12 protein-coding genes and 1 pseudogene are annotated in these 11799 nt (G+C 66.2%); 5 read left to right on the forward strand and 8 right to left on the reverse strand.

The features are described from left to right. The first annotated feature begins 78 nt into the window (after positions 1-78). Positions 79-433, forward strand: a pseudogene (locus tag ACOAPY_RS14675) (YajD family HNH nuclease). A gap of 50 nt (positions 434-483) precedes the next feature. Here the strand turns inward: ACOAPY_RS14675 and ACOAPY_RS14680 are convergent. From ACOAPY_RS14680 to ACOAPY_RS14690, 3 genes are all read right to left on the reverse strand, one after another. Beyond that, complete coding sequence (locus tag ACOAPY_RS14680; protein WP_465153772.1) at positions 484-1026, reverse strand: hypothetical protein; 543 nt, start codon at positions 1024-1026, stop codon at positions 484-486. 95 nt (positions 1027-1121) lie between these two features. Next, a complete protein-coding gene (locus tag ACOAPY_RS14685) occupies positions 1122-2345 on the reverse strand; it encodes a hypothetical protein (RefSeq protein WP_465153773.1) in 1224 nt (407 codons plus the stop codon). Between the two features lie 57 nt (positions 2346-2402). Further along, a complete protein-coding gene (locus ACOAPY_RS14690) occupies positions 2403-2852 on the reverse strand; it encodes a YcgN family cysteine cluster protein (RefSeq protein WP_021699188.1) in 450 nt (149 codons plus the stop codon). A 188-nt stretch (positions 2853-3040) separates the two neighbouring features. On the opposite strand from ACOAPY_RS14690, the gene ACOAPY_RS14695 reads away from it, so the two are divergent. Continuing rightward, complete coding sequence (locus ACOAPY_RS14695; RefSeq protein ID WP_465153774.1) at positions 3041-4663, forward strand: methyl-accepting chemotaxis protein; 1623 nt, start codon at positions 3041-3043, stop codon at positions 4661-4663. Between the two features lie 6 nt (positions 4664-4669). On the opposite strand, the gene ACOAPY_RS14700 is transcribed toward ACOAPY_RS14695, so the two are convergent. From ACOAPY_RS14700 to rnd, 3 genes are read right to left on the reverse strand one after another with little or no spacing between them, the layout of a single operon-like run. Continuing rightward, positions 4670-5596: a D-2-hydroxyacid dehydrogenase gene (locus ACOAPY_RS14700; protein WP_465153775.1), complete on the reverse strand. Its 927-nt coding sequence runs from the start codon at positions 5594-5596 to the stop codon at positions 4670-4672. Between the two features lie 5 nt (positions 5597-5601). Beyond that, a complete protein-coding gene (locus tag ACOAPY_RS14705) occupies positions 5602-5895 on the reverse strand; it encodes a YcgL domain-containing protein (RefSeq protein WP_021699190.1) in 294 nt (97 codons plus the stop codon). Then, positions 5892-7007, reverse strand: coding sequence for a ribonuclease D (rnd, locus tag ACOAPY_RS14710; RefSeq protein ID WP_465153776.1), 1116 nt, complete (start codon positions 7005-7007; stop codon positions 5892-5894). Before rnd ends, ACOAPY_RS14705 begins: the two co-directional genes overlap by 4 nt. Positions 7008-7125: 118 nt before the next feature. Between rnd and ACOAPY_RS14715 the strand changes: the two genes are divergently transcribed. Then, positions 7126-8184: an SMP-30/gluconolactonase/LRE family protein gene (locus ACOAPY_RS14715; protein ID WP_465153777.1), complete on the forward strand. Its 1059-nt coding sequence runs from the start codon at positions 7126-7128 to the stop codon at positions 8182-8184. A gap of 53 nt (positions 8185-8237) precedes the next feature. Here ACOAPY_RS14715 and ACOAPY_RS14720 read toward each other — a convergent pair whose 3' ends face one another. Further along, the gene (locus ACOAPY_RS14720) at positions 8238-9029 is read right to left on the reverse strand and encodes a lysophospholipid acyltransferase family protein (RefSeq protein ID WP_465153778.1); all 792 of its coding nucleotides are present in this window, start codon (positions 9027-9029) and stop codon (positions 8238-8240) included. Positions 9030-9128: 99 nt separating this feature from the next. On the opposite strand from ACOAPY_RS14720, the gene ACOAPY_RS14725 reads away from it, so the two are divergent. After that, on the forward strand, positions 9129-9983 hold the full coding sequence (locus ACOAPY_RS14725) for a sulfurtransferase (protein WP_465153779.1): 855 nt from the start codon (positions 9129-9131) through the stop codon (positions 9981-9983). An 85-nt stretch (positions 9984-10068) separates the two neighbouring features. Here ACOAPY_RS14725 and ACOAPY_RS14730 read toward each other — a convergent pair whose 3' ends face one another. Beyond that, positions 10069-10821: an AraC family transcriptional regulator gene (locus ACOAPY_RS14730; RefSeq protein WP_076579245.1), complete on the reverse strand. Its 753-nt coding sequence runs from the start codon at positions 10819-10821 to the stop codon at positions 10069-10071. 270 nt (positions 10822-11091) lie between these two features. Between ACOAPY_RS14730 and ACOAPY_RS14735 the strand changes: the two genes are divergently transcribed. Further along, entirely contained in the window at positions 11092-11796 is a 705-nt protein-coding gene (locus tag ACOAPY_RS14735; RefSeq protein ID WP_076579246.1) for a hypothetical protein, read from the forward strand. Positions 11797-11799: the final 3 nt, after the last annotated feature.

The raw sequence follows: 11799 nt of genomic DNA on the forward strand, positions 1-11799 counted from the left end.
CCTCCACCCTTTTGGGCTTTCCCTCTATTCTGGCAGCCTTCCCCGGTAACCATCGGCCAACCGACCATAGGCACCCGCATGAACAAGCTCGACCAGATCCTCGCCGAGGCCCAGCGCCGGCGCGAGACCAGTTATCGCGAGAAGGCGCTGAAGATGTACCCGCACATCTGCGGGCGCTGCGGCCGCGAGTTCAGCGGCAAGCGCCTGAGCGAGCTGACCGTGCACCATCGCGACCACAACCACGACAACAATCCGGAAGACGGCTCCAACTGGGAGCTGCTGTGCCTGTACTGCCACGACAACGAGCACCAGCGCCAGGTCGACCTGCATTACCAGAAAGAGGAAGCAGCGACCGCCGGCTCGGACCAGCAAGGTCACGCACAAGGCCCTGGCCGGCCTTGAAGCACTGCTCAAGAGCAAACCGGACGCCTGAAACGCAAACGCCCGCTCAGCTGAGCGGGCGCCTTACTGCCTGCCGAACGATCAGAGCATGTGGTTCTTCTTGAACTGGGCGATGGTCTCGTCCGGACGCCCTTCTTCCTTGCCCAGACCGTAGGTCACGGTCTTACCCTCTGGACCGCCGCCGATGTCGGTGTAGCGGAAGATCGGCTCACCCAGCTTGATCATATCCTGCATGTCGCCGTAGCGCTTGAACACGTAGATATTGCCATCCTGGCGTACTTCGCCGTAGAAGGGATGGGCCGGCACCTGAGCGAACTTATAGAAGCGGTAGGCGGCGATCTTGTCCAGCGGCTTGCCCTGGTCCTCGGCACGCAGGGCCAGGATGACTTCCTGACCACCGATCGGGTCCTTCTCCTCCAGCGCGCGCGTATTCGGTGCCTGGCCGCTGGAGAGGAAGTCCTTGAACACTTGGTAATCGTCGAAAACGAACACCTGCGTCTCGCTACGGACCTGGTACCAGTCCTCATTGTTCAGCGGCTCCGGCTTGGGCACTGACATGGGCGCTGCGCAGGCGGCGAGAGTCGCGGCAACCAAGGCGACGGACAGAGGCTTGAGGATGGACATGGCAACTCCTGATGGCTGTTGTAATGGCCGAGCAAGTTGCCGTAGTACCGTGACGAGTGGATGAAGAAGCTGTTTCAGTTACGTGACTGCACCAATCAGCGCAGGAGCTTGCTATCGAGCACCTCGGAGCCACGCCCCATGACGTTCTCGCTGATCTCGATGAAATCCTTGGTGCTGGCCTTGTCCAGACGCATCAGGCCGCGGGTGACATCATCCAGCGAACGCTGGTTGTCGGTGTTCTTGCGAATCTCGCGGTCCAGCTCCTGCAGCAGCAGCACAGCGCGCGCAGTGACCGGCCCGGTGGAGTCGTCGGTGCGCAGGCTGTCGACCTTCTTGCTCCAGCCCACCAGTTTCTTGCGAATGGACTGGTAGCGATCCTCGCTCATGCCACCGGCGCGGCGCACCAGTTCGATGGCGTAGTACTCGGCCAGGCCCTCGCTGATCCAGTCGCTCTCGTCGGTGTCACGGATACGGCTGAACACGTGTACCAGTTCGTGGACCAGCGAACTGGTGCCATTCTCGCTGACCAGCGGTCGGTCAGCGTGGAAGAAGATCGAGTTGGGTGCCGACAGGCCGCCGCGCCACATCGGATCATTGGCGCCGACGATCAGCAGCTTGGCCGGGTCGCGCGGGAAAACGGCCTGGGCCTCGGGCCAGACGAAGGTCAGCAGGGTCAGGATGTCCATGCGGCGCATGCCCTCGCCCACCGGCGCGGCCACGGTCACATCGGTGTCGCCGAGCTGGGCGCGACGGCTGCCGATCTTGCCGGCCAGGATCCAGCCCGTCGGGCGGTCGAACTGGCGCGACGGATTGTCGATGCGGAACTTGTTCTCGCCGATCTTGGGCCAGCCGGTCTCGATGCCGTTCCAGCCCTTGGGCAGTTCGAACTGCAGGCGTGCGACCAGCTCAACCTTGTCATCCTTGCTCAGGCGCGCGCTGGGTACCAGGTCATCACCGCGCAGCAGGGCCCAATCCGGTGTCATGCGCGCGTCGAAGGTGTCATTGGCACGCGGGTGGCTGATACGCACCTTGTAGATCAGGCTGCTTTTGCCCTTGCCCGGCAGCCAGGTGCCGCTCTCGGGGCCGTCCTGGGTCCAGGTACCGTCGGCGCTGAAGTCGCTGTAGTAGCCCTTGCTGCCCAGGTTGAAGGCCAGTCTCTGAACGGCCTCGCCCTTCTCCAGAGTCAGGCTGACTTCGGCCTGATCACTTTCCGGCAGAAATTTCACCTGGTAGTCCAGGTCGACCCGCTTGGCCGCCCACAGCGGTGAGCTCATGCCAAGCAGTAAGGTAGCGGTCAGCAGCGAACGACGGGCGGACATCGAGAAGCTCCATGCGGTGAGATTGAACAGCCTTGGACAGGCGTCGACAGAGAAAAATCAGCCGGCGCGGAAGATCAGATGATCCTCCCAGTCATCCTCGGCCACGCTGCCTTCGGCGAGCATGCGCCCGGACTGGGAGATACGTTCGTGGTGCACGGCATCGGGGTCGCCGCAGACCAGGTGGTGCCAGAGCGGCAGGTCCTTGCCCTCGCTGACAAGACGATAGGCGCAGGTCGGCGGCAACCACTTGAACTCATCGGCCTGGGCCGGGGTGAGCTGGACGCAATCCGGAACGTGCTGGCGGCGATTGGCGTAGTCGCTGCAGCGGCAGGTTTTGAGGTCCAGCAGCTTGCAGGCGATGCGCGTGTAATAGACGCTGCCATCGTCCTCGTCTTCCAGCTTCTGCAGGCAGCACAGGCCGCAGCCGTCACACAGGGACTCCCACTCGTCCTGGTCGAGCTGGGCGAGGGTCTTGCGTTTCCAGAAGGGTTGAACGATGGCGGCCATGGCAATCAGTACAGCGGCTAAAGGCGCGGCAGTCTAGCCCCTGGCGCCAGCGCGGCCAAGCAGGCGCGACTGCCGGTCGGACTGGCCGAGATTTTTACTGACCAATAAACCAGATTTTCGCCGAACTGATCTAGGCTTTCTCCTGTCATGGCCCCTGGCCAGTTTCTGCCTAGTCAAGGACGAGCCTCATGAAAAGCTGGAAGATCAGAACCCATCTGTTCCTGCTGATCGGCACGCTGCTCTCGAGCCTGCTGCTGGTCGGCCTACTCGGCCTGAGTGGCCTCAGATCCACGGTACAGGGGCTGGAAACCGTCTACCTGGACCGTGTGGTGCCGCTACGCGACCTCAAGCTGATTGCCGACCTCTACGCGGTGAACATCGTCGATGCCACGCACAAGGCCAATAGCGGTACTCTCGCCCCCCATTCCGCACAGCAACTGATCGCCAAGGCCCGCGACGATATCGAGCAGACCTGGCAGGCCTACCTGGCCACGCAACTGATCGCCGAGGAGCAGCAGCTGATTGCCGAGATAACACCCCTGATGGCCGCCACCGAGACACCGCTGGATCAGCTGCAAGCCCTGCTTCTCCAGGACCAGCGTGAAGGGCTGAGGCAATTCGCCGACCAGCGCCTCTACCCGCTGATCGACCCGCTGTCGAACAAGTTTGCCGAACTGATCGAGGTTCAGCTCGGCGAGGCACGACGCCAGTACGACCTGGGCCAGGCGGCTTACGCCAGCAATCTCAGGGTGAGCCTGGGTGTCTTGTTGCTGGCCCTGCTGATCGGCGCCGCCCAGGCGCTATGTTTCGCCCGCCTGCTACGCCAGCAACTGGGCGCCGAACCGGGCGAGCTGGAAGCCATCAGCGCGCGCATCGCCGCCGGCCAACTGGACAGCCAGGCCGGCCTGGAGCGGGCGAGCACCGGGGTAATGAAATCGGTACAGCGCATGCACCATGGCCTGCGCGACATGATCGGCAATATCGGCGAGGCGTCCGAGCAGATCGAAACCGCTTCCCTGCAGTTGGCCGCCTCCTCCGAGCAGGTTCTCAACAGCGCCAACGTACAGAGCGATACGGCCTCGGCCATCGCCGCCACCATGGAACAGATGGCGGTGAGCATCAGCCAGATCGCCGAAAACGCCCAGCAAACCCGCGACAGGGCCGAGAAAGCCGGTAGTCTCAGCGATCAGGGCCTTGAAGTGACCGCAGCCGCCATCGAGGAGATGCACAGCATCGCCGAGCTGGTCAGACGCAGCTCGGCCGACCTGGAACAGCTGGCCGACCAGTCCGCCAACATCAGCGCCATCGTCGACGTGATCAAGGGCATCGCCGAACAGACCAACCTGCTGGCCCTGAATGCCGCCATCGAGGCCGCCCGCGCTGGCGAACAGGGCCGCGGCTTTGCCGTGGTCGCCGACGAGGTGCGCAGCCTGGCCAGCCGTACCGCGCAGTCAACCACCGAGATCATCGCCCTGGTCGACTCCATCCAGGGCGGCGTGGAGCAGGCTCGTACGAGCATGGGCCTGGGCCGCGAACGCCTGGGCAGTGGCACGCGGCTGGTGGAGCAGGCTGGCACGGCGATGCAGGACATTCGCGAGGCCCTGAGCGAATCGCTCGACGCGGTCAACCTGATCTCCACCTCTCTACAGGAACAGCGCGCCGCCAGCGAGCAGGTGGCGGCAAACGTCGAGCGAGTGGCGCAGATCGTCGAAGAGAACTCCGCCGCCCAGGGCAGCATCGTCCAGGCCATCAAGGCGCTGCAGGGCATGTCCGGACGCCTGCAGGGCATGCTGCGACGCTTCAGCTACTGAGGGCGGCTAGTACCCGCGGACGAAATCCACCTCGCCGCGCAGCGGCTGGCCGTCGCGGTAGCGCTGCAGGTTGTCGAGGAACAGCGCGATCAACGCCGCCGGTTCGGTCGGCGCCGAGCTGTGCCCGGTGAGCAGCAGGCGCGGCGCGTCCCAGAAGGGATGGCCGGGCGGCAGCGGCTCCTCGCGGCACACATCGATCACCGCGCCGGCCAGCAGGCCGCTGCGCAGGGCCGCCACCAGGTCGGCCTCGACCACCGCCCCGCCGCGTCCGCAATTGATGAACAGTGCCTCGCCGCGCATACGCGCGAACAGCGCAGCATCGTAGAGGTCACGGGTGGCCGGGGTGTCCGGCAACAGGTTGACCAGGCAATCGGCCCAGGCCGCCTGCGTGGCCAGCGCATCGAGGCCATGCACCTCGGCGAAAGGCGCGATCGGTCGCGGCTCGCGGGCGATGCCGCGCAACTCCACGCCGAAGGGCGCCAGCAGATGCGCCACCTCGCGGCCGATATCGCCGGCGCCGACGATCAGCACCTTGCAGCCGCGCAGACTGGGCGGCGGCTGGTTATCCCAGCGCTGCTCGACCTGGCTGGCCAGACGCGCCAGCAGGCGCCGCCGGTGGGCCAGCAGGTAGGTCAGCACGTACTCGGCCATCGGCTGGCCGAAGATGCCGACCGCGCGGCTCAGGCGGTAGTCACGCGGCAGGTCGCTGCCCAGCAGCGGGGTGATACCGGCCCAGGTGGATTGCAGCCAGGCCGGGCGCAGACTCTGACGCAGCAACGGCAGCAACAGGTCCGGCTGGCCGAGCCAGAGCGGGCAGGCGCTGGCCTGCTCGCTACTGGCCTGCTCGCCCGCAACCAGCTGCAACTCCGGCGCGGCAGCGCGCAGCAGCTCGGCGTAGCTGGCGTGGTCGTGCTCCAGCAGGAGGATGCGCACCGGCGTCACACCGGGTCGTTGCGGCGCAGCAGCTCTTCCGGCAGGTGCTGGATGTATTCCTCTTCCGGCGGCGGCATCTGCAGGTGGTAACCCTGCTTGTCGAGGTTCTCCAGCACCTGGTGGATGTCCTCGCGAGCCAGCTTCTTCTCCGGGGTGAGGATCATCTCGAAGCACAGCTGCGGGGCGCCGAAGGCGGCCAGCAGACCTTCCGGTACGCGGCTCAGGGCCTCGGCCTTGAGCACGTAGAGGTACATCTCGTTCTTGCGCGGGCTTTTGTAGATGGAGCAGATCTTCTTCATTGCAGTACGTCCAGCAGGGCTTGGCCCATCAGTTCGCGGCGCCAGCCGCGCAGGTTGTCCGGCAGCGTCCAGGGGCCGTCGGGGAAACCGCTCTTGAGCAGGGCTTCGAGGGATTTCTTGCGCAGCATCAGCTCGGGGGCAATCTGCAAGCGCTCGGCCTCGCGCTGGCCCACCGCGCGCAACTGCTTCAGCAGGGCGCCGGCTTCGAGCGGCAGCGGCATGGGCAGTGCCTCGGGCCACTGCTCGGGCGGCAGCGCGGCAGCCTCGCGGATCAGTTTGAGAATGGTCTCGCCATCCTGGCGCACGGTGCGCGGATGCATGTCCTCGATGCGTGCCAGGGCCACCGTGTTGTCCGGCTGGAAGCGCGCCAGCGGCCACAGCGAATGCTCACGCAGGATACGGTTGCGCGGCTGGTTGCGTGCCCGCGCCTGACGCTCGCGCCAGGCGCACAGGACGCGCAGCACGGCCAGCTGCTGGGGCGACAGCTTCCAGGCCAACTTGGCCTCCAGGTAGGCCTCGTCCGGGTCGATCTCGCGACGCAGGTTGGCGACCAGTTCGGCGCCGTCTTCGAGAATCCAGGCCAGCTTGTCCGCCGACAGCTTCGGCAGCAGCACCTGGTACAGCTCGGCCAGGTGCTGGGCATCCTCGGCGGCGTAACTGACCTGGGTCTCCGACAGCGGGCGCTGCAGCCAGTCGGAGCGGGTCTCGCCCTTGGGCAGCTCGATGCCAAGCACGGTCTGCACCAGGCGCGAATAGCCCATGGAGAAGCCGATATTGAGGTAACCGGCCGCCAACTGGGTGTCGAACAGCGGAGCCGGCAGCGCACCGGTCAGGCGCAGGAAGACTTCCAGGTCCTCGCTGCAGGAGTGCAGCACCTTGGTCACCGCCGGGTCTTCCAGCAGCTCGGCGAACGGCGCCCAGTCCTTCACTTCGAGCGGGTCGATCAGGTAGGCCCGCTGGCCGTCACCGACCTGCAGCAAACCAGCGATGGGATAGAAGGTGTCGACCCGCATGAACTCGGTGTCGAGGGCGACGTATGGCAGCTTGCGCCACTCGGCGCAGTGACGCGCCAGACTGGCGTCGTCGAGAATCCACTGAATATCGATGGCCACGCGGCACTCCTTGATCAATGCCGCGCAGTATATATGGGCGGCGCTGATGCGGGGCATTCATGCCCGGCATGGCGACGGCGTGTACACTGCCGCCACCTCACCACAGGGACGAACAACAATGAAGAAACTCCTTGGTCTGCTGGCCATCGCCATTGCCGGTGCTGCCGGCTATCTCGCCATCACCCCCAGCCCCATCCAGCCGCTGGCCTGGCAACCGCAGCCGGCACCGCTGATGACCGGCGTGCTGGAGCCCAACGACACCCTGATGAAGGCAGAACTGCTGGCCCAGGGGCAGATCCACGGCCCGGAAGACACCGCCGTGGACGCTCAGGGCCGGGTCTATGCCGGCCTGCATGACGGCCGTGTAGTGCGCATTGCCGACGGCAAGGTCGAGACCTTCGCCAATACCGGTGGCCGCCCGCTGGGCATGGATTTCGATGCGCAGGGCAACCTGGTCCTGGCTGACGCCTACAAGGGCCTGCTGCGCATCGACCCGGCCGGCAAGATCGAAGTGCTGGCCACCGCGGCCGACGGCGTACCCTTCGCCTTCACCGATGACCTCGACATCGCCAGCGACGGGCGCATCTATTTCACCGACGCCTCCAGCAAGTTCCAGCAGCCCGATTACCTGCTCGACCTGCTCGAAGGCCGTCCCTATGGCCGCCTGATGGTGTTCGACCCGGCCAGCGGCAAGACTGAAGTGCTGCTCAAGGACCTGTACTTCGCCAACGGCGTGGCGCTGTCGCAGAACGAGGACTTCGTGCTGGTCAACGAGACCTACCGCTACCGCATCCAGCGCTACTGGCTGAAGGGCAACAAGGCCGGCACTCACGACCTGTTCGCCGACAACCTGCCGGGTATGCCGGACAACCTGCAGGGCGACCGCGCCGGCACCTTCTGGGTGGCCCTGCCAACCCCACGCAAGGCAGATGCCGACTTCCTGCAGAACCAGCCGTGGATCAAGGCCCAGCTGGCCAAGCTGCCACGCGCGCTGTGGCCGAAACCGGCCTCCTACGGCCTGGCCATCGCCCTCAACGAGCAGGGCGAGATCGTGCAGAGCCTGCACGACACCAGCGGCACTCACCTGCGCATGGTGACTTCGGTGAAGCCGGTGGGCGACTACCTGTACCTGGGTAGCCTGGACAACGATCGGATCGGCAAGCTGAAGATTCGCTGACCCTCCCCCCTCCGGGAGAGGGACAAAAAAAGCCCGCCATTAGGCGGGCTTTTTCATGCCGGCTGACCGGTCAACCGCTCCCGCGGTGCGCTGGACTGCGGCTCGCCGAGCAGCGCCTGCATGCTCTGGCGAGTCTGCGCCATCAGCTCAGGCAACTGCTCGGGGCTGAAACGGCTGGCATCGATCGGCGCGCCGATGTGCAGCTGCACCGGCTGGCCCAGGTTGAAGCGCCAGGTGCGCGCCGGCAACACCTCGTGGATGCCACGAAAGACCATCGGCACGATGATCGCATTGGTATCCAGGGCCAAGTGAAAGCAGCCTTTCTTGAACGGCAGCAGCTGACCATCCTTCGAGCGCGTGCCCTCGGGTGCCGCCCACAAGACGATGCCGCTCTCCATCATGCGCCGCGCCTGTTCCAGATCCTTCACCGCCTGCTGGCGGTTATGCCGGTCCACCGAAGGGAACTCGGCGGCGCGGATCGCCGCGCCGAAGATCGGGATGCCGAACAGCTCCTTTTTCGCCAGCATGCGGATCGAGCCCGGCAGGGCGACGAAGCTGGCAGGAATGTCGTAGTGGCTGGCGTGGCTGCTGAGCAGGATGTAGCGCCGCCCGTCATTGAAGTCCGGCATCTGCCCGTGCACGCTCAGGTGCATGCGCACCAGGCGCAGCAGCAGGCCCGACCAGCGCCGGGTATAGCGATCGACATCGGCGCGCCGCAGGCGCCCCACCAGGGCACGCAGCAGCACCTTGCTGCAGTAATAGAAGGTGGCCAGCAGCGACCCCAGGACCACGCCGACACGGCGGGCCAGGTTGGCGCTTTCGATGGCAGGTTGCAGGCTGAGCATGGTGACTACCTCACACGGCGAACCGCCTGGGGTTCGCTTCTGGTTATGGAAAGCTGTCTTTATGATGCCCATAGTCACGATTTCGACACAGGAGTTCCCATGCCGCTCGCCCAGCTGATCAGCGCCACCGACCTGCACACTCGCCTGCAGGAGCCGAACCTGGTGCTCCTCGATTGCCGTTTCGCCCTCGAAGACCCGGACTACGGCGCCCGCAGCCATGCCGAAGGGCACCTGCCCGGCGCACACTACGCCGACCTGGAGCGCGACCTGTCGGCACCCGTGGTCAAGGGCGTGACCGGCCGCCACCCGCTGCCCGATCCGCAGATGCTCGTGGACAGGCTGCGCAGCTGGGGCATCGACAACGACTCGACCGTCGTGCTGTACGACGACGGCCCCGGCGCCTTTGCCGCGCGCGCCTGGTGGCTGCTGGCCTGGCTGGGCAAACGCGACGGCGTATGGCTGCTCGACGGCGGCCTCAAGGCCTGGAAGGCAGCCGGCCTGGCGCTGACCACCGACATGCCTGCGCAGCGGGCGGGCAGCTTCAGCGGCCAGCCGGACGGCGCGCTGCTGCTGAGCGCCACCCAGCTACAGCAACGCCTGGGGGCCGGTGATCTGACCCTGCTGGACGCCCGCGCCCTGCCGCGCTTCCGCGGCGAAGTGGAGCCGCTGGACCCGGTGGCCGGGCATATCCCCGGCGCGCAGTGCGCGGCGTTCACTGACAACCTGGGCGCCGACGGGCGCTTGCTCCCCGCCGAGCAGCTGCGCGCGCGCTTCGATGCCCTGCGCGGTACACGGCCGGTGGAGTCGCTGGTGGCCTACTGCGGGTCAGGCGTCACCGCCTGCCACAACCTGTTCGCCCTGAGCCTCGCCGGCTACCCGCTGGCGCCCCTGTACGCGGGCTCCTGGAGCGAATGGATCACCGACCCGGCGCGCCCCGTGGCGACTGGCGATTGAGCAGCGCCTGGGGCGAGGGAGGCAGCGAGTGGCCTGAACACCCTCACCCCTGGCCCCTCTGCCAAAGGGAGAGGGGAAATGACCTCTACTGCAGGCCGCGCAGGCGCTTGGGGGTCAGCCCCAGGTAGCGGCGCATGGCCGTGGTCAGCGCGCTCTGGCTGGAGAAACCGCACTCCTCGGCGATCCGCACCAGCGGCAGCGGGCTCTCACGCAGCAGGCGCGCGGCATGGTCGAGGCGGGTTTTGAGCAGGTACTGGTGCGGGGTCAGGCCCACGCTGTCCTTGAACTGGGCATGGAAGTGGCTGGGGCTGAGGCAGGCCACCTGGGCCAGCTCGATCACCGTGATGCGCCGCGCCAGGTGCTCGACGATATAGGCGTCCAGGCGGCCGATATCCAGGCCGGCCACGGCGCTGCGGCCACGCTCGCCGAACAGACGCAGGTGCAGTGCACGCAGCAGCACACCACCGAGGGCGCGGGCCAGGTGCGGGTCGCTGCCGTAGCGCGCCAGCTCGGCGCCGGCGTAGCTCAGCAGGTTCTGGAAATCGGCGTCCAGGGTCGGGTAGCGCGGGCTCTCGAACAGCTCGGCGAGCAGGCTGAGGTCTTCCGGCGAGGTGTCGCGCTCGTCCAGATCGAGGATCAGCATGCGGTTGTCGCCCATGCCGGCGAACTGGTGCTCGGCATCGCCCGGCACCAGGCAGGCACGCATGCGGCAAACCTCGCCACCGCAGCCATCGACCTCGAATTCCGCGCGGCCGGAAAGAGACAGCACCAGCTGGTGGTAGTCGTGGGCATGTTCGTGCGCCTGGTCGTCCAGGCGCAGCAGACGGGCGTTGAGCATTCTCGTTACCGGTTTGGGTAAGCCGGCACTTTATCGGGTTGCACTAAGTTGCAACAGGCCCTCGACACAAGGTTGCGACGGATGGATGCCGACATCCGCACGACCAGGGCGCCGTTACTTCGCACCAAATGAGCGAGCCCAGGCAACCCACTGCACGCCCACGGTGCGTCGCGCGCAACGATCAGCAGCGCAGCGCGCAACACTGCCGCATCGGCCACTGGCAGGGCTCTTGCAGCTGCTCGTCACATGCCCTGACCATGAGCCCGCCAGATGAGCCCCGAACTGCTTTTCGCCCTTGCCCTTGCTCTGAGCCTGTTGATCCTGGGCCAACTCCTGACCCGTCGCGCTGCGCAGATTCATCGCGCCACCCTCGACCAGCTTGAAGGGCAGTGCCTGCAACGCAGCCTGGAGCTGCTGCGTGCCCTGCAGAAGCACCGCGGCCTGGGTGCCCAGCAGGACATAGTCGCGGTGAGCCAACGCAATGCCCTGGCCCGCCAGCTCGACCAACTGTGGCTGAACTGGCCGGGAGAAAGCCTGGAGCTGGCGCCACTGCACCGTGAATGGCCGGCGCTGCGCATGCAGCCAGCCGACTTCGAAACCCACTGCCAGGTCATCGAGGCGCTGCTGCAGGTGATCGACACCCTCGAAGAACGCCTGGCCACACGCGAGCATGGCGCCGTACGCGGCCTCGCCAGCACTTGCCGCCACCTCGAGGAGCTGGCCCGACTGCGAGGCCTGGCGGTGCGCGCTGCCAACTACAGTCAGTGTCCACCTGCACTGCAGGAGCAGATGCGCGAACTGTGTCAGCGTATTGCCGCCAGCAACGCCGACCAGCAACTGCATGATCTGCTGGCGCGCCTGCGCAGTGACCTGATCGAGGCGCGCCAGCCCAGCCTTGGCCCGGCCGAGTGCTTCGCCCTGCTCACTCCACCGATCGAACGACTGCTGCAGGGTACCTGCCTGGGCCACGGTTGAAAT

The sequence above is a fragment of the Pseudomonas stagnisoli genome (assembly GCF_048595745.1).
Classification (GTDB): domain Bacteria; phylum Pseudomonadota; class Gammaproteobacteria; order Pseudomonadales; family Pseudomonadaceae; genus Aquipseudomonas; species Aquipseudomonas alcaligenes_A.